This window comes from Marinobacter sp. LV10R520-4 (assembly GCF_002563815.1).
Taxonomy (GTDB): Bacteria; Pseudomonadota; Gammaproteobacteria; order Pseudomonadales; family Oleiphilaceae; genus Marinobacter.
In genome coordinates this window covers 3,383,862-3,401,563 of record NZ_PDJM01000001.1, presented here as the reverse complement: position 1 = coordinate 3,401,563, position 17,702 = coordinate 3,383,862, and the positions used below count along the sequence as shown (strand labels likewise).

Below are 17,702 nucleotides of genomic sequence, written 5' to 3'. Positions count from 1 at the left end.
GTTTGACTGAAAAGCAGCAAGCGGCAGGAACTTTCTGCCGCTTGCTTGCTTGCAGGCCAGCCCCTAGCTGTCTAAAATCCGAATCCTTTTCATCATCATTTTGAACCAATCTTCATCAATGGTTCATTGTCTTTCAGCCACTGTATCGGGCTGAATCAGAAGGATTCGCATGTCTGAAGCTGCCACCAGCGCCCATATTGCACTGGCCCAACCGCTGCAAATCAAACGCACATCCAAACGCTGGCTGATTGCCGCAGCACTGATTACCGCCATTGTTGCTCTACCTGTGCTTGCCGTTATTTACTTGGCGTTTTTTCCAGACGAGAACATCTGGCCGCACCTGATGAGCACTACTCTGCCGCGCTACCTGTTAACCACCCTCAAACTGATGTTGGGCGTAGGCATACTCGCCCTGGGTATTGGCTTGTCCAGCGCCTGGGCCGTCACCATGTGCGAGTTTCCCGGCCGCAAATATTTCGAGTGGGCCATGCTGCTGCCTTTCGCCGTACCGGCTTACGTTATTGCCTATGTGTACACCAGCCTGCTGGACTATGCCGGGCCTGTGCAAACCACCTTGCGCGCCGTGTTTGGCTGGACCAGCGCGGCGGATTACTGGTTTCCCGAAATCCGCAGCCTGGAGGGCGCCATCCTGATGATCGGTTTGGTGCTCTACCCTTATGTGTACCTGCTAGCCCGCGCCGCGTTTCTGGAGCAGTCACCGTCGTTGTTCGCGGTTAGCCGCAGCCTCGGCCACTCGGCAATCAGTACATTTTTCCGCGTGGTGCTGCCCATTGCCCGCCCGGCGATTGCCGTTGGCTTGTCACTGGTGATGATGGAAACCCTCAACGATTTCGGCACCGTCGACTTCTTCGCCGTGCAAACCCTCACGACCGGCCTGTTTGATACCTGGATGAACCTGGGCAATCTTGGCGGCGCCGCACAGATTGCCAGCGTCATGCTGATATTTGTACTGGTGCTGGTTACCCTCGAGCGCTATTCCCGCCGCCGCCAACAGCAGTTCGCCGCCCGCGACAACCGCGAGCCTATCCGCCGTTTCACCATGTCGTTTCCACGCCAGATGGTCTGTGTGGCGGTGTGTGGTATTCCGGTTTTGCTGGGCTTTGCCATTCCGGGTGCCACTCTGGCTACCTACGCCATCGAATATTTCAGCGAGAGCTGGAACCCGGATTTTATTCAAAACACCCTAAACAGTCTTTTCCTGTCTAGCGCTGCAGCGCTCACCACGCTGGTTATTGGCGTAACCCTGGCCTACAGCCGCCGACTGCATAACACCCGTGGCATGCAGGTGCTAATGCGGCTGTCGAGCCTGGGCTACGCCATGCCCGGCGCCGTGCTTGCGGTTGGTGTGATTGTGCCATTGGCAGGATTTGATAACTGGCTAGACAGTCTGATGCGCGATTACTTCGGTTTCAGCAGTGGCCTACTGCTTAGCGGTTCAGCGTTTGCACTGATATTTGCTTACACCGTGCGGTTTTTGGCGGTGTCCGCTGGCAGCGTGGAAAGCGCCCTGCAGAAAATCACCCCAAGTATGGACATGGCTTCACGCTCTTTGGGGCATACGCCGGGCAAAACTCTGGTGAAAGTTCACCTGCCCATGTTGCGGGGCACTCTTATAACAGCGGCGTTGGTGGTGTTTGTAGACTGTATGAAGGAACTGCCAGCCACACTGATTCTGCGGCCGTTCAATTTTGAAACCCTGGCAACTTACGTGTACCAGTTTGCCTCTGACGAAAAGCTGTTCCACAGCGCATTGCCGGCGCTGATTATTGTGGTGGCCGGCATTATCCCCATTATTCTGATGAGCCGGTCTATTTCTAACTCGCGGGCCATGAACTGACGCGGTTTGCTATCCTAAAAAGCTTTCAGCACGCGCTATCCGGCTCGCGAGCGCACGTCAGAAACCACAAAGCGCCCCCTAAAAACAGCCGCCGGCTCTTGCGGCGGTTCCAGCGAGGGGTCACCGCAAAAAATCTCAGCTGTTAGCTCCAGCCGGGCACGGCCGTGGCGGGCCAGGCTTTTTCGAAAGTGGTCCGGCATTTCGCCGTCTGGCAAACGGCATACGCTAAAAAAATCCCCGTCCACCGGCGACTTGTATTCAATCGTGCCCGTTTGTATCACCACCGTGCCTTTCAGCTGAAGATCAGCCAGCGCCAGCTCAGCAACGCTCCAGGCGGCCGATACGCCAACGCCGTAGAGGCTGCCACCAAAGCCCGTGCCCTGGTGATTACTGTTGGGTGCAAGCGGAGCGCTCAACAACAAGGCCGTGCCGTCCCACTCCAGCAATTGCAGGCCCATAGCCTTGGTTAATGGAATATTCTGGTTGATACGATTTTGAAACTGCGCGAGGCGCGACATGCCATGCTCCTGAAAACATAGTCCTGAAAAAAAACAGGGACACCCCTATAACGGCATACCCACAATAAACGTTGGTTTTTTACAGAAAAGCCCGGCAATGGCCGGGCTTCTCACAAAATCACGGGTGTTTAGTGCCAAACCACCGCTTTACGCTCGGCATACCAGCCTTCAACCTCGCTTTCGTAAGCCGCTTCAACCACGTTACGTTTAAGCTTGAGAGTAGGCGTCAGAAAACTGTTTTCGATTGACCACTCATCCGTAACCACCGCAATGAACGCCAGTTTCTCATGTGGGTCTACCGCACGATTTACCTGATCGCGCAGGCTGTTTAGTTCTGCTTCAACGGTTTTGCGCACTTCCGGGTCTGCCATCTGCGGCCGCAAATTTTCATTGAGCAGCACCAGTGCAAACGGATTGGTCTGATTGGCGCCGGAAACACACACCATCTCAATGTTTTGATTTGCCATCAGTCGGTTTTCCAAAGCCGCCGGGGCAATGTACTTGCCTTTACTGGTTTTGAACATCTCTTTGGTACGGCCGGTTAGTTTCAGGCGCCCCATCTCGTCCAGCTCGCCCTTATCACCGGTTTTCAAAAAGCCGTCTTCGCTCATGGTTTCGCGAGTGCGTTCTTCATCCTTGAAGTACCCCATCATGGTGGCCGGGCTTTTTATCAGTACTTCGCCGTTGTCATTGATGCGCACTTCCACACCGGGCAAGGCCTCGCCAACATAGCCAATTCGCGAGCGCCCCGGTTTGCTCATATGGGAATAGGCCAGGTTCTCGGACATGCCATAACCTTCCAGCAATTCCAGCCCAAGGTTGCGATACCAGCCCAGCACATCATTAGACAGCGGCGCAGACCCGCTGCCCGCCAATTTCACCTTACCAAGCCCCAGGCCATTGAGAATCTTTTTCTTAATGACACCGCTAACCAGTGGGATTTTTAACAGCAGGTTGAGTTTTTTCTGCGGCAGTTTCTTCAGTACGCCGTGCTGGAATTTCACCCACAGCCGGGGCACAGACAAAAACAGCGTGGGCTGCGCGCGTTGAACATCGGCCACGAAAGTATCCATGGATTCAGCAAAGAACAGTTGAAAGCCGTTATACAGCGAGCCGAACTCCACAAAAGCACGTTCAAACACGTGTGCCAGCGGCAGATAAGACAGCATGCGCTCGTTGGGTGAAAGCCCCAGAGTCTGAGTGACACCTTCAGCCGCAAACGCCATGTTCGCAAAGCTCAACATAACGCCTTTGGGCTGGCCGGTGCTGCCAGACGTATAGACCAGCGTTGCCAGTTCATCGGCTTCGCGCTTCACCTTGCCTTCCAGCGGCGCCGTGTCGCGAATAATGTCGTTCCAGGTCACAAAGCTCGTGGGCGGGCTGGATGGAAACGAAATGCAGTGCAGGGTTTCTGGCACACCGGGTTTCATCATGTCCCAGTCGTCCAGCTTGCCAACGAACAGCGCCTTGCACTCGGAGTGTTCAAGGATGTAGCCAACCGTGGTCGCGTTCAGCGTCGGGTAAATGGGCACAGACACGTAACCCGACATCCAGATTGCCCAGTCTGCCATCACCCAGTGGGCACAATTTTTCGAAATCAGTCCAATACTGCTGCCCGCGGGCAAATCCAGCGATTTCAGGTACGCAGCCATGCGCCGGGCCTCGTCGGCTGCACGGCGCCAGGTAAACTCGTCAACCTGGCCGTTTCCTGTCGGCTGGGTCAAGTATAAGGAGTCCCCTATGGTGGCCTCCCAGTGGTAAATCATGTCCAGAGGTAACTTATTCGTTGTTTTCATTGGATACCCTGCTCATTCAGTCCGATTGGAAAGCAGCCTTCTAAACCTTGGCAGTAAGCGCTTATTGGTCTGTATATCACGATGACACATTACACCGACCCACGGTGTCTTAAAATATGTGAGTTAAACATAAAATGCCATCAATATCCGCAATCGCCTGCCGGCCTTGTAACGCCCGCCAGACCAAGGCAAAATCACGCCGGGCCCCCAACCCCGCAAGCGCAAATCCTGTGGTAAACTCCCGCTCCGTGTAAATGATCAAAAAAAGTACATGAACAGCGAAAATAACCAACATAACATCAGTTAACCGACTCGGAGATGGTTGTATGGCCAAGAGAATGTTACGCACCCTGATTGGTGCATCCGTGCTTGCCGCTGCCAGTTTTGTTCAGGCCGCAGAGCTCCCTGTTGTTGCTATTACCCAGATTGTAGAACATCCCGCTCTGGACTCGGTCTATGAGGGCATAAAAGATGAACTGGCAGAGCGCGGCTATGTAGACGGCGACAACATTCGCATCATCCACGAAAGCGCTCAGGGCAACAGCGGCATTGCCGCCCAGATTGCGCGTAAATTTGTGGGTGAAAGCCCGGCTGTTATCGTCGCCATCGCCACGCCGTCTGCGCAAACCGTTGCGGCCGCAGCCCGCAATATTCCGGTTGTATTTTCCGCGGTAACCGATCCGCTGGGCGCCAAGTTGGTACTATCACTGGATGCACCCGGCGCCAACATTACCGGCGTATCAGACATGCTCCCAATCGAGAAGCATCTGGATTTGCTACAGCGCCTGGTACCAAACGCCAAGCGTATTGGCACGGTTTACAACCCGGGTGAAGCCAACGCCGTAGCCCTGGTAGACATGATTGAAGAAAGCATGAAAGCCCGCGACATGGTGCTGGTAAGAGCTGCCGCGACCAAAACCTCCGAAGTGCTGGGAGCATCCCGTTCACTGGTGGGCAAGGCAGATGCCATCTACCTGACCACGGATAACACCGTCATCAGCGCAGCAGAAGCCGTAATTTCTGTGGGTGAACGCTCGAAAATTCCAGTATTCGCCGCTGACACCGCCACGGTTTCCCGCGGAGCAGCTGCCGCGCTGGGCTTCAATTATTACGATCACGGCCGCCAGACCGGTGCCATGGTGGTACGCATTCTGGAAGGTGCTAACACCGCCGATATGCCGGTAGAAACCATGGACACCCTGGACCTGTTTGTAAACCCGGAAGCCGCCGAACGCATGGGCATGACCATTGCCGATGACATTATTGCGGAAGCCAAAGAAGTGGTTTCCAACGCCAAGTAAAGCCTGACTTACACGGGCAGGCGGTAACCAATCCGACCTGTCCGTTTTCTTTTACAGCGAATCTTATTCATGCTCAGTAACATTGCCTTTTATGGCGCATTAGAAACCGGCCTGATATACGGCCTGGTTGCCTTCGGAGTCTACCTGTCATTCCGTGTTCTGGACTTCCCCGACTTAACCGTAGACGGCAGCTTCCCCCTTGGTGCCGCCGTAGCCGCCATGCTGATTATTGCCGGCTGGAATCCTTGGCTGGCAACCGGTGCCGCGATACTGGCCGGCATGGCCGCCGGTGCTGTAACCGCCCTGCTCAACGTAAAACTGAAAATTCTGAACCTGTTGGCGTCTATTCTGACCATGATTGCGCTCTATTCCATCAACCTGCGCATTATGGGCCGCCCCAACGTGGCACTGTTGATGGAAGACACCGTGCTAACGCCCTGGTACAACTTAGAGCTTGAATATCATCAGGTACCGGTGTTGCTGTTCACTCTCGTTATCGGTGTGTCGCTGTTCCTGCTTTGGCGTTTCATGAAATCTGAAACCGGGCTGGCCATGCGCGCCACCGGTGCTAACGCCCGTATGGCTCGGGCTCAGGGCATCGCCACTGGTGGCATGATTATTCTAGGTGTCGCGGTATCTAACGGCCTGGTGGGCCTGGCCGGCGCACTGTTCGCCCAAAGCCAGGGCGCAGCCGACGTCACCATGGGCGTGGGCGTTATTGTGATCGGCCTGGCATCGCTGATTGGCGGTGAAGCGGTTATTACGCCCACCAGCGTATTTCGTGCGTTGCTGGCCTGCGTGATTGGCGCCATCATTTACCGCCTGGCCATCGCCTTCGCACTGAACGCCGATGCACTGGGCCTGAAAGCCCAAGACCTGAATCTGGTTACCGCCGTTCTGGTCACCCTGGCCATTGTTCTGCCCGGTGCCCGCGTGTCACTGATGAACAAACTCAAACGCAGAAAGGCCTGAGGAGGCACCATGATTACCGCAACAGACCTCCGGCTGACCTTCGGCGAAGGCACCCCACTGGAAAACCCGGCTCTGCGTGGCATGAGCCTGACCGTCAACCAAGGCGAATTTGTCACCGTTATTGGCAGTAACGGCGCCGGAAAATCGACATTTTTGAACGCCCTGGCCGGCGAAGTGCTAATAGACAGCGGCAAAATTCTTGTCGATAACATCGACGTAACCAAGCTGCCAACCCACAAGCGCACCGGGCGCGTAGCGCGGGTATTTCAGGACCCTTTGGCAGGTACCTGTGAAGGCTTGTCGATTGAAGAAAACCTGGCCCTGGCCATCAAACGCGGCAAACGCCGCGGCCTGGGCACTGGAGTGAAAAAACAGTACCTGGAACGCTTTCGCTCGAGCCTGGCCACTCTGGGTTTGGGCCTGGAAAACCGCCTGACTGATAAAATGGGCCTTCTCTCTGGCGGCCAGCGCCAAGCCGTTAGCCTGTTGATGGCAAGCCTGACGCCGTCCAGTATTCTGCTGCTAGACGAGCACACCGCTGCGCTGGACCCAAAAACCGCGTCTTTCGTGCTGGAGCTGACCCAGAATATCATCGCTGAACAGAAACTCACGGCACTGATGGTCACCCACAGTATGAAGCAGGCGCTGGAAGTAGGCACCCGCACCGTAATGCTGCACCAAGGCGAAGTGGTGTTTGACATTGCCGGCAAAGACCGCGAAGGGCTGGAAGTAAAAGACCTGCTCAACCTGTTTGAACAACAGCGTGGCCTGACCGTAGACGACGACAGCCTGCTGCTGGGCTAAACCCTGTCACAAGGCGGTTGTCTGAAAAGACACACCCGCCCCCAACATATTGAAGCCCTTCGGTTTTCAGTTTGTTGCGATTTTGCAAGCGCTTTTCCATTGATTTTAACCGTCATATTAGCCCGGGCCATAGCCGGGCTTTTCTTTTAAAAACACTACATCCTGTTATACTCACGCTCACTTAGACCTATATATAGTTCTACGCACTAATCTGGTAGAGAAATAAATACGTAAACACACGCAAATTTCCAGCCAGGCGCCCAGCACGAGCGCCTGGCGAAAGTACTGATAAAGCACTGACATGGCGCACCGCACACGGCGGCGCTTTTTTTCCCGACACACACAGTTCGAGGGCGGCAATGAACGCTAAAGCACAGGCATTAGTCACAACCATTCCGATGCAAGACGCATCACTCGACATCTGGAACAGCAAGTACCAGCTGAAAACCAAAACCGGCGAAGCCGTCGACAAAGACATTCTGGCCACCTACGAGCGCGTAGCCCGCGCTCTGTCGGAAGTCGAAAACAAAGACCTGCGCGCCAAGCACTACAAAGACTTTGCCTGGGCCCTGAAACACGGTGCTATTCCTGCCGGTCGCATTATTTCCAACGCGGGCGCACAGGCTCACAAGCCTGCCACCTCTACCATCAACTGCACCGTTAGTGGCAACATTAACGACTCCATGAACGACATTCTGGGGAAAAACCACGAAGCAGGCCTGACCCTTAAAGCCGGCTGTGGTATCGGTTATGAATTCTCTACCCTGCGTCCCCGCGGTGCGTACGTCGCTGGCGCCGGTGCCACCACATCCGGCCCGCTGTCGTTCATGGATATCTTCGACCGTATGTGCTTCACCGTGTCATCAGCCGGTGGCCGTCGCGGCGCTCAAATGGCCACCTTTGACATTCACCACCCAGACATCATCGACTTCATTCAGGCCAAGCGTGAAGATGGCCGCCTGCGCCAGTTCAACCTGTCACTGCTGATCACCGAAGACTTCATTAACGCCGTACGTGACGACGCAGACTGGGACCTGTCCTTCCCGGTGACCGATAAAGAAGTGGAAGAAGAAGGCCTGGACCTGACCGACCCGGCCAAGTTTGTATACCGTGACTTCCCGGTAGTAAAAGACTACGTAATGAACGCCGAAGGCAAAGTAGCCTGCCGCATTTACCGCACCCTGAAAGCCCGGTTCATCTGGGACACCATCATGACCTCCACCTACGACTACGCCGAGCCAGGTTTCATCCTGATCGACAAAGTAAACCAGATGAACAACAACTGGTTCTGCGAGGACATCCGCGCCACCAACCCGTGCGTGACCAGTGACACCTGGGTTCAGACCAGCCAAGGCCCACGCCAGGTCAGCGAGTTGATTGGCAAGCCCTTCACCGCCATGGTGGACGGTCAGGCCCACGAATCCGGCGCCGAAGGCTTCTTCAAAACCGCCGACAAAGCAACGATGGTGCTGAAAACTGCAGAAGGCTACGAACTCAAGCTGACAGCTGATCACCGTGTGCGCCGCGTGAGTGCTTTCACCCGCTATCGCACAGAAACCGAATGGTGTGCCGCTGGTGAACTGCAACAGGGCGACCGCGTACTCCTTCAAGATCAGCGTAAGCTGGCCGACTGGGAAGGCACCCTGAATGAAGACCAAGGCTATTTACTGGGCTTGCTGGTCGGTGACGGCACTCTGAAGCAAGACAAAGCCGTTCTGTCGGTATGGCAACCCGCCATCGCCGTTAACGGCGGCCCGGCAGCCACCGGCCACAGCGCCATCATGCAGGCGGCTGAAACAGCCCTGCGCAGCCTGCCCCACCGCGCTGATTTTAACGGCTGGCAGCAAGTCAGCGGCCGTAACGAATACCGCATGAGCACCGCTGCCCTGAAACAGCTTGCACACGACGTAGGCATGAGCCCGGGTAATAAAATTATTACCGCAAGTCTTGAAAAAGCATCTTCAGCGGCTTATCGCGGCTTTCTGCGGGGCTTTTTCGACGCCGACGGTTCTGTACAGGGCACCCAGCAAAAAGGCGTGAGTGTTCGCCTGGCACAGTCTGACCTGCAAAGATTGAAGGCAACCCAGCGCATGCTGTTACGCCTTGGCATCGTTGCCAGCATTTACGAAGACCGGCGCGTCGCCTCAACCGCTACCCTGCCGAACGGCAAAGGCGGACAACAGGCTTACCCCACCCAGCCCCAGCACGAACTGGTCATAAGCGGAGAGAACCTTCGCCGCTTTGCTGATGAAGTGGGTTTTGCCGACACCGACAAACAGAGTCAGCTTGAAACGTCACTGTCCAGCTACAAGCGGCAAATGAATCGTGAGCGCTTCGTAGCCCGCGTTACTGCTGTAGAAACAGCGTCTGTCGAAGCCGTTTACGACGTGCAGGTTCCCGGTATCAATACCTTCGATGCCAACGGTTTTCACGCCCACAACTGCGGCGAACAGCCCCTGCCCCCTTACGGCAGCTGCCTGCTAGGCTCGGTAAACCTGACCATGTTCGTGGACTACCCGTTCACCGACAAAGCCAGCTTCAACTATGAAAAGTACAAAAAAGTCGTCGGCATCTTCACCCGCATGTTAGACAACGTTGTGGAAATCAACGGCCTGCCACTGGCACAGCAACGCCACGAAATTACCTACAAGCGCCGTCACGGCATGGGCATTCTGGGCCTGGGTTCCACCCTTGCCATGCTGCGTATGCCTTACGGTTCTGAAGAATCCGTGGTGTTCACCGAAGACGTCGTACGTGAAATGGCCGTAGAAGGCTGGCGCCAGTCCCTGGCCCTGGGCGCAGAAAAAGGCGCGGCGCCGATTATGGACGACGAGTTCGAAATCACCCCGAAAATGCTGGGCAAGTGCCCGCAGCTGAAAGCCGACGGCTACAACCTGGGCGACAAGCTCAAGGGCCGCGTGCTGCACGCCAAGTACAGCCGCTATATGCAGCGCATCGCTGAAGTAGAACCGGAGCTGGTGGCACAACTGGCCGAGAAAGGTGGCCGCTTTACCCACCACACCTCCATCGCGCCCACCGGCACTATCAGCTTGTCACTGGCCAACAACGCCAGTAACGGCATAGAGCCAAGCTTCTCGCACCATTACGCCCGCAACATCATTCGCGAAGGCCGTAAAACCAAAGAGAAAGTCGACGTGTTCTCCTTCGAATTGCTGGCCTACCGCCACCTGAGCAACCCGGGCGCCATGCCGTTCTCAGACGACGCTGATAAAAAACTGCCGGATTACTTCACCACATCAGATGACGTAACCCCGGCCCAGCACGTAGACATCCAGGCCGCAGCCCAGTTGTGGATAGATTCGTCTATCTCCAAAACCGCCAACGTGCCGACCGACTTCCCCTACAAGAACTTCAAAGACATTTACCTGTACGCCTTCGACAAAGGCCTGAAAGGTTGCACCACCTTCCGCTTCAACGCAGAAGCTTTCCAGGGCGTACTGGTTAAAGAATCCGATTTGGAAAACACCGTCTACGAATTCACCCTGGACGATGGCACCAAAGTAAAACTGAAGGGTAACGAGCAGGTTGATTACGACGGCGAAATCCACTCCGCCGCCAACCTGTTTGATGCATTGAAAGAAGGCACTTACGGCAAGTATTGATCCGAAAACCGACACAGGAATACAGACATGACAGTAAAAATTAGCAACAAAATCGTCGGTTATCGGGTAACCAAAGCCGACGAAAACAACCAGCCCGCGCCGGCTGCAGAAAGCACGCTCGTTAAGATGAACGAATACATCGAGCGGCCAGAGTTTTTGTTGGGCACCACCTACAAAATCAAACCGCCGGTGGCGGAGCACGCAATGTACATTACTATTAATGACATTCTGCTGAACGAAGACACCGACCACGAAAGCCGTCAGCCCTACGAAGTGTTCATCAACTCCAAGTCGATGGAACACTTCCAGTGGGTTATCGCCCTCACCCGCGTCATCTCTGCGGTATTCCGCAAAGGCGGCGACCTGACCTTCCTGGTGGAAGAACTGCGTTCGGTATACGACCCCAACGGCGGCTACTTCAAAAAAGGCGGCGTGTTCATGCCCTCACTGGTCGCCGAAATTGGCGCCGTGATTGAAAAGCACCTGAAGGCCGTGGGCCTGCTGGAAAGCGAAGAAATGAGCGAAACCACCAAACGCATCCTCGCTGAAAAACGGGCTGATTTTGAAGCCAATCAGAGCAAAGCCACCAACGACGACACGTCCGGTGACTTCCCACCCAACGCCACTATGTGCGGCAAGTGCAGCACTAAAGCGGTGATTGTGATGGATGGCTGTGCGACTTGTTTGAATTGTGGTGATAGTAAGTGTGGTTGAGGTAATGACTTGGTGAAGTGATAAAAAGGCCCGGGGTTTTGCTTCGGGCCTTTTTTTTGGATGGTGGCCGAGTACTTTTGGTAATCGCGTGGCAGCTTCGTTATTGCGTTGTGATATTACGAATTTTGACGACGTTAGGCTGGTATTTTGCTGTTTTTTGGCTAGTTTTATGAGTGAGTCGATTGGAAGCTGCGTAATCGTGATGGGTGAAAACGAAGATGTCAGATGATTCAATAATGAAGGGCGCTGCCCAATACGCTGTTAGTACTCAAGGTGGTATCGTGAAAATATCTAAAATTCTTATTGTATTATTTTTTTGTTCCTTACCTCTAGGGTACGTATCGGCAGAAGTAACAGAGTTAAGCATTGACTCATCTACTTGCTGGCTGAAAGAGCGCGGTGTGGCAATTAAGAAAAATCCCATGTCAACCACTGGTGTAAAAAATGAAAGTGGTTGTATAGCATTTCTTCCTAAAAGTTATATTTCCAAGAACTTTTAATTTTGCGCATATTCTGGCTTTGAGATAGCAGGAGGTAAGGAAGCAAGTTATTATTCTTGTTCGATTTCTAGTGAAGGTGAAAATTTCATGTTTCGTGCTTATATGGCCGAAACCGACGAGAAGCGACAACCAGATTTAATCTGTAAATTTATGTGTTATGGAAAATGAGTACTAACATGTTGCTGCACTGGAATCGATACAGCTGTTGCTATTTTTGCAAAAGAAAAGACGCAAAAATATCGCCAACATACTCTCCAGTGAGCAAGGCGTTATGTTTTTATAGCTCAAATTAAGGAGAAAATAATGAGCAGGTTTACAACTCTCGTATTAGCTATGATGTTGCCACTAAGCAGCAGTGCTTCGAGCTTAATCCACCCTTTAGATTTCAAGGGTACAGAAGATGAAAAAGCTAATGTTATAGCTCAGATAACGGTTAGCGTAAAACAAACATATAGCCAAATCGGAATGGGAGATCCTTCTACTCTCAGAATGATGGAAAAAGAAGAACTAAATTCCTTTAAAAAACTAAGAAAAGTGAAAAATAGGAAGTTACTTGATGGCGTAATTGATCAATATTGTAATATAGGTATGTGTAATTACAACACCATTCTTATGATGTATAACGAACAGAGTAAAGCTTCAAAAGAAGAACTGAACTGGTAAATTCAAACTGAATTTCAACTATGAAGTGCAACCATCACATAATCGGGTAGCCGAGGGTATCTAACCCTCAGCCCCCACAACACCCTGCATGCGGGTCCGCACAGGGCGTTTCACTTAGGGTAGTGAAGCTTGATCCAACCATCACGCAACGAATAAAGCCCCTCAGATTTCAAATATTTTAAAGACAATGCTTGATTGATCCCTGGAGTTTTAGCGCTACGCCATGGCCCTTTGCTGGTAATGCCACACGCAACTGCTGACTGCACATGCACACCTCGTCTCATCAAGTTTCTTACCTTGGTTCGTGGCTTGCGCCACTGTCGCCAGTAAGCCATTCTGACCCTGCGCCGAATCCATTGATCTAGATCGACACAGAGTTGATAGCCTTTGGCGATACCAAAGTAATTGATCCAGCCACGTAGGTACTGGCTCAGCTTGAAGAGTTGGTATCGCATTGATACACCCCAGTTGCGATTCGTTAGTTTCCGAACTTGTTGTTTGAACTTGTTCAACGTATTCGGGTGCCAATGAATGTTCCCTGCTCGGAAAGTGAATCCCAAGAACTTGCTATCATTGGTTTTAACGACGCGGCTTTTGATCGTGTTAACGATCAATTTCAAACGGCATTGCAGGTATTTACTGATACTATGAAGTACACGTTCGCCTGCACGCTTACTCTTTACTAAGATCGTAAAGTCGTCTGCGTATCGGGCGAATTTGTGGCCTCGCTTCTCAAGTTCTTTGTCTAGTGGGTCGAGCATGATGTTCGCCAATAATGGCGAAAGAGGCCCACCTTGAGGAACACCCTCATGACTTTCACTATAGAGCTGGTTATCGATAACCCCAGCTCGGAGATAACGCTTAATCAATTTAAGAAGCCGTTTATCCTTCACTTTGTAGCCAAGGTACGTCATCAGTAAATCATGGTTAACTCGATCAAAGAACTTAGACAGGTCAACATCAACAGAAAAACGGCGACCCGTTTTGATGATGCCTTGAACCTGCTTAACCGCTTGCTGCCCATTACGACTTGGACGGAACCCGAAGCTATTGTTCGAGAAGTCTGGATCGAAGATGGGAGTTAGTATTTGGGCAATGGCTTGCTGAATAACACGATCAGTGACCGTGGGTATCCCTAATTGGCGTTTGCCGCCATCAGGTTTATCTATTTCAACACGTCTGACCGGAAAGGGATAATAGAGACCTGTTTCCAGTTCCTCAACAACCTCTTTCCAACGGCCACACCTTGCCCAAGAGGGGAACTCATCAACGGTCATCCCGTCGATGCCAGCCGCCCCTTTATTGGCTCGAACGCGTTTCCATGCCGCCTGAAGGTTTTCAGGTTGCAACGCTTGTCCGAGTAGATCTTCGCTAAAGGCTGGCTTCATATCCATACGCTGAATCACGTCATCACCGGACGGTGTTCGTGTGTTCAAGTCTGTCATGGCTCCTCCTTTATTCAACTAAGTGTTCAGGCCTTCACCGTGTCCCAACCATTACGATGGGCGTTTGGCTACTATGCCGTCTGCTGACTTCTGCTCAATCACCGGCGGGATTGCCCCCATCGGCGCTATCGGTGTCCACCTCGTTCGCTCGCAACCGCCGATGGCAACGGCTGCGCCTAGGCTTGATCGACCAGTGGCCTGACTGGTAATTGACCGATCGCTCGTTGAGCAGATCCCGATGCGTCGGACCGCCCCAGATAAGAACATGAACTTTCACTGCACAACTGCATCATTTACGGTGGCCGTCAGATCACGCGGCTTCGTCGTCTTGTGCCAACTCGCCTCCGGCCTACGCCTCATATGATGTTCTTGTTCATCAGCTCGCAGCTTTGCTAGCGGCTTCCTCCAGACCGCGCCTCGCGGGTTGGCCCTTGCCATTCGCTAGTGGTTAGCGTTCAATCGGTAAAACCGGCTGAACGGTGATCTTCCCACAGGGGACTTTCACCCCATTAGTTCATGCCCATGCTGGGCGTACACAAGTGCAGGCAAGGGACGCTCCCAAAGTCGCGCCCCTGCTGCAAGCGTTAGCTGGTAGTGCCTCGGTCTTTTTTGGTGGCTGTGTGCCAGTGGCCTTGGCCGAAAGTTTGTAGCAAAACCGGCAGTTCCGTCATCGCCAAGGCCGTCGGAATCCGCGTCTTGCTGGCAGCTCAATCGGTCGCGGTGTTGATATAGAAAACGGTGTTTGCCGTGTGGGGCCGTCCACGAAAATCTGGTTCCGGATCTGCTAATCTCAGGTTCAGGTTCGTTCACCGCATCATTAGCGGTAGTTTCAATCACAGTGCATCGGCGGTTTCCGGTGCAAGGGCGGCGGAGTAGGCCACCGTGTTGGTTGCCAGGGCTCAGGTTTCACAGTTGCCCCCAGCTAACCAGTCGCTGTAGTACGCGGCCTACGGCCGCCGGACGCCCTTTTCATTGCGGCTTCGCCTCCATTACAAGGGCGCCGCTAAGCTTCGCGTTAAATTTACGGCAAACAGGTCTAGCTTGAGGAGTAGAATGTGGATCGAGAGCAGCTTGTAAAAAAATTACGAAGTTGGGAGGTGCATCTTGAGGTAGTGGTGGGCACTCTCGCGTTCGGGCTAGCGGTTGGTTGTGCTGGTATAGGCAATAACTACATAGCCCTTGCTGCCAGCGTGATTTCAATATACATCTCATTTCGAGCCATTGATGTAGGTGCGCACTATTTCCCAACCGAGATTTTGGAGCTGAGAGAAAACTCGCAGAAGACGAGGCGTCAAATAGTCGAGCACGCATACGTGGAGCTTCAGCTCAAAAAGACGAAAACCCCACTACTTTATCTTGGGATACTAAGCCTATTTGTGGTGGCTTTAATGTCATTTTGGTCAATCCTAGCAATAATTTAATCGGGTAGCCGGGGGTATTTAACCCCCAGCCCCCACAACACCCTGCACCGATGCGTCGGACCGGCGGGTCCGCACAGGGCGTTTCCCGAAAACGTTCAGAGTAAGATGGCCGATTACCTCCTCCTACCCCAATGATGGCTTCTGATTTTGCGCCAACGTTCCTCAGTCCGGTCGGACATGGAATCGGGCAGCGGCACAGGCTCCTCATTGATTTTCGGGTTCAGGCCTTCACCCTGTCCCAACCATTACGATGGGCGTTTGGCTACTATGCCGTCTGCTGACTTCTGCTCAATCACCGGCGGGGTTACCCCTATCGGCGCTATCGGTGTCCACCTTGTTCGCTCGCAACCGCCGATGGCAACGGCTGCGCCCAGGCTTGATCGACCAGTGGCCTGACTGGTAATTGACCGATCGCTCGTTGAACAGATCCCGAAGCGTCGGACCGCCCCAAATAAGAACATGCACTGTCACTGCGCAACTGCATCATTTACGGTGGCCGTTAGATCACGCGGCTTCGCGGGAGGCCGCCCCGTCGGCTTGTGCCAACTCGCCTCCGGCCTACGCCTCATATGATGTTCTTGTTCATCAGCTCGCAGCTTTGCTAGCGGCTTACTTCCGGCCGGCGTTCCGGAGACGGCGCCTCGCGGGTTGGCCCTTGCCATTCGCTAGTGGTTAGCGTTCAATCGAGTAAAACCGGCTGAACGGTGATCTTCCCACAGGGGACTTTCACCCCATTAGTTCATGCCCATGCTGGGCGTACACCGCACACAAGCGGCTGTTGTCGGACGCGCCTACGCTGCGCTCCGGCACGCCGCAAAGCCGAGCGTTAGACTGCTATCCACACTCTTACCTTCAGGCCTAAGAATTGGCTTGCAAAACGTATCCCATGAGATACAATGCCCAAATGAAAAGGATTCAGACCACCACCCAGTTCACGAAATGGCTGGACCGCTTAAAGGACATTAGCGGTCGTGCCCGAATACAGACGCGCATCCAGCGCTTGGCCTTGGGTAATCCGGGCAAGCATCGGAATCTCAAGCATGGCGTGTCGGAGCTGAAAATCGACTTGGGGCCTGGATATCGGGTTTATTACACAGACTGGGACGACGTGCTGATTGTCCTGCTCTGTGGCGGGGATAAGTCTAGCCAAGCTGATGATATTGAACTGGCCTATGAATTAGTAAAGGGCTTGGAGTTAGGCAATGACAATTAAACTTCATGACTATGATGTGGCAATGCACCTTCGTACGACCGAAGAGATGGCTGCATATCTGGAGGCGGCTATTGAAGAAAGCGACGGAGATGCTGCTTTTATCGCAATGGCGCTCGGAGATATTGCGCGGGCCAAAGGTATGGCTGAACTGGCGCGGGAAACGGGACTAGGGCGTGAAAGTTTATACAAAGCGCTGTCGGCTGAAGGCAACCCGCAGCTAAGTACCGTGCTGAAAGTTGCTAAGGCGCTAGGGTTGCAACTCCATGTCAAGCCAGCAGCGTAGGCTCCACTTCCATTATAAAACACAGACGTCTAATCGGGTAGCCGAGGGTTTTTAACCCTCAGCCTCCACAACACCCTGCACCGATGCGTCGGACCGGCGGGTCCGCACAGGGCGTTTCCCGAAAACGTTCAGAGTAAGATGGCCGATTACCTCCTCCTACCCCAATGATGGCTTCTGATTTTGCGCCAACGTTCCTCAGTCCGGTCGGACATGGAATCGGGCAGCGGCACAGGCTCCTCATTGATTTTCGGGTTCAGGCCTTCACCCTGTCCCAACCATTACGATGGGCGTTTGGCTACTATGCCGTCTGCTGACTTCTGCTCAATCACCGGCGGGGTTACCCCTATCGGCGCTATCGGTGTCCACCTTGTTCGCTCGCAACCGCCGATGGCAACGGCTGCGCCCAGGCTTGATCGACCAGTGGCCTGACTGGTAATTGACCGATCGCTCGTTGAACAGATCCCGAAGCGTCGGACCGCCCCAAATAAGAACATGCACTGTCACTGCGCAACTGCATCATTTACGGTGGCCGTTAGATCACGCGGCTTCGCGGGAGGCCGCCCCGTCGGCTTGTGCCAACTCGCCTCCGGC

At 53.6% G+C, this 17,702-nt stretch carries 14 protein-coding genes and 1 pseudogene; 12 read left to right on the top strand and 3 right to left on the bottom strand.

All coding sequences use genetic code 11. From position 1 onward, the window contains the following. The first annotated feature begins 169 nt into the window (after positions 1-169). Positions 170-1,858 carry an ABC transporter permease gene (locus ATG98_RS16545; protein WP_098418204.1) on the top strand — a complete coding sequence of 563 codons (1,689 nt, stop codon included), beginning with the start codon at positions 170-172 and terminating at the stop codon, positions 1,856-1,858. Positions 1,859-1,893: 35 nt separating this feature from the next. Here the strand turns inward: ATG98_RS16545 and ATG98_RS16540 are convergent, their stop codons facing one another. After that, a complete protein-coding gene (locus ATG98_RS16540; protein ID WP_098423868.1) occupies positions 1,894-2,376 on the bottom strand; it encodes a thioesterase domain-containing protein in 483 nt (160 codons plus the stop codon). Positions 2,377-2,504: 128 nt separating this feature from the next. After that, on the bottom strand, positions 2,505-4,172 hold the full coding sequence (locus tag ATG98_RS16535; protein WP_098418202.1) for an AMP-binding protein: 1,668 nt from the start codon (positions 4,170-4,172) through the stop codon (positions 2,505-2,507). 326 nt (positions 4,173-4,498) lie between these two features. On the opposite strand from ATG98_RS16535, the gene ATG98_RS16525 reads away from it, so the two are divergent. The 8 genes and pseudogenes from ATG98_RS16525 (at position 4,499) to ATG98_RS16500 (ending at position 12,749) form a co-directional block, all read left to right on the top strand. Next, complete coding sequence (locus ATG98_RS16525) at positions 4,499-5,473, top strand: ABC transporter substrate-binding protein (RefSeq protein ID WP_098423867.1); 975 nt, start codon at positions 4,499-4,501, stop codon at positions 5,471-5,473. A 69-nt stretch (positions 5,474-5,542) separates the two neighbouring features. After that, positions 5,543-6,445, top strand: coding sequence for an ABC transporter permease (locus ATG98_RS16520; protein WP_098423866.1), 903 nt, complete (start codon positions 5,543-5,545; stop codon positions 6,443-6,445). 9 nt (positions 6,446-6,454) lie between these two features. Next, positions 6,455-7,249 carry an ABC transporter ATP-binding protein gene (locus ATG98_RS16515; protein WP_098423865.1) on the top strand — a complete coding sequence of 265 codons (795 nt, stop codon included), beginning with the start codon at positions 6,455-6,457 and terminating at the stop codon, positions 7,247-7,249. A 359-nt stretch (positions 7,250-7,608) separates the two neighbouring features. Beyond that, positions 7,609-7,857: pseudogene (locus ATG98_RS22870) on the top strand (ribonucleoside-diphosphate reductase, adenosylcobalamin-dependent); the annotation flags it as partial. Next, the gene (locus tag ATG98_RS16510) at positions 7,834-10,872 is read left to right on the top strand and encodes an LAGLIDADG family homing endonuclease (protein ID WP_323807761.1); all 3,039 of its coding nucleotides are present in this window, start codon (positions 7,834-7,836) and stop codon (positions 10,870-10,872) included. The pseudogene ATG98_RS22870 and the gene ATG98_RS16510, both read left to right, overlap by 24 nt. Before the next feature lie 27 nt (positions 10,873-10,899). Next, positions 10,900-11,586, top strand: a complete 687-nt coding sequence (locus tag ATG98_RS16505) for an NrdJb (RefSeq protein ID WP_098423863.1) — start codon at positions 10,900-10,902, stop codon at positions 11,584-11,586. Between the two features lie 218 nt (positions 11,587-11,804). Beyond that, positions 11,805-12,086 carry a hypothetical protein gene (locus tag ATG98_RS21635; RefSeq protein WP_143751485.1) on the top strand — a complete coding sequence of 94 codons (282 nt, stop codon included), beginning with the start codon at positions 11,805-11,807 and terminating at the stop codon, positions 12,084-12,086. A gap of 303 nt (positions 12,087-12,389) precedes the next feature. Then, complete coding sequence (locus tag ATG98_RS16500) at positions 12,390-12,749, top strand: hypothetical protein (RefSeq protein WP_218925885.1); 360 nt, start codon at positions 12,390-12,392, stop codon at positions 12,747-12,749. Between the two features lie 110 nt (positions 12,750-12,859). Here the strand turns inward: ATG98_RS16500 and ltrA are convergent, their stop codons facing one another. Further along, complete coding sequence (gene ltrA / locus ATG98_RS16495; RefSeq protein WP_098423862.1) at positions 12,860-14,194, bottom strand: group II intron reverse transcriptase/maturase; 1,335 nt, start codon at positions 14,192-14,194, stop codon at positions 12,860-12,862. A gap of 1,055 nt (positions 14,195-15,249) precedes the next feature. Here ltrA and ATG98_RS16485 point away from each other — a divergent pair. The 3 genes from ATG98_RS16485 (at position 15,250) to ATG98_RS16475 (ending at position 17,111) form a co-directional block, all read left to right on the top strand. Then, a complete protein-coding gene (locus tag ATG98_RS16485) occupies positions 15,250-15,615 on the top strand; it encodes a hypothetical protein (protein WP_098423861.1) in 366 nt (121 codons plus the stop codon). Positions 15,616-16,519: 904 nt separating this feature from the next. After that, on the top strand, positions 16,520-16,828 hold the full coding sequence (locus tag ATG98_RS16480; RefSeq protein WP_036186105.1) for a type II toxin-antitoxin system RelE/ParE family toxin: 309 nt from the start codon (positions 16,520-16,522) through the stop codon (positions 16,826-16,828). Continuing rightward, a complete protein-coding gene (locus tag ATG98_RS16475) occupies positions 16,818-17,111 on the top strand; it encodes an addiction module antidote protein (protein WP_007352669.1) in 294 nt (97 codons plus the stop codon). Before ATG98_RS16480 ends, ATG98_RS16475 begins: the two co-directional genes overlap by 11 nt. Positions 17,112-17,702: the final 591 nt, after the last annotated feature.

Coding starts and splice junctions, on each gene's coding strand:
- ATG98_RS16545 (WP_098418204.1), top strand. CDS start 170: ATGTCTGAAGCTGCCACCAGCGCCCATATTGCACTGGCCCAACCGCTG.
- ATG98_RS16540 (WP_098423868.1), bottom strand. CDS start 2,376: ATGTCGCGCCTCGCGCAGTTTCAAAATCGTATCAACCAGAATATTCCA.
- ATG98_RS16535 (WP_098418202.1), bottom strand. CDS start 4,172: ATGAAAACAACGAATAAGTTACCTCTGGACATGATTTACCACTGGGAG.
- ATG98_RS16525 (WP_098423867.1), top strand. CDS start 4,499: ATGGCCAAGAGAATGTTACGCACCCTGATTGGTGCATCCGTGCTTGCC.
- ATG98_RS16520 (WP_098423866.1), top strand. CDS start 5,543: ATGCTCAGTAACATTGCCTTTTATGGCGCATTAGAAACCGGCCTGATA.
- ATG98_RS16515 (WP_098423865.1), top strand. CDS start 6,455: ATGATTACCGCAACAGACCTCCGGCTGACCTTCGGCGAAGGCACCCCA.
- ATG98_RS16505 (WP_098423863.1), top strand. CDS start 10,900: ATGACAGTAAAAATTAGCAACAAAATCGTCGGTTATCGGGTAACCAAA.
- ATG98_RS21635 (WP_143751485.1), top strand. CDS start 11,805: ATGTCAGATGATTCAATAATGAAGGGCGCTGCCCAATACGCTGTTAGT.
- ATG98_RS16500 (WP_218925885.1), top strand. CDS start 12,390: ATGAGCAGGTTTACAACTCTCGTATTAGCTATGATGTTGCCACTAAGC.
- ltrA (WP_098423862.1), bottom strand. CDS start 14,194: ATGACAGACTTGAACACACGAACACCGTCCGGTGATGACGTGATTCAG.
- ATG98_RS16480 (WP_036186105.1), top strand. CDS start 16,520: ATGAAAAGGATTCAGACCACCACCCAGTTCACGAAATGGCTGGACCGC.
- ATG98_RS16475 (WP_007352669.1), top strand. CDS start 16,818: ATGACAATTAAACTTCATGACTATGATGTGGCAATGCACCTTCGTACG.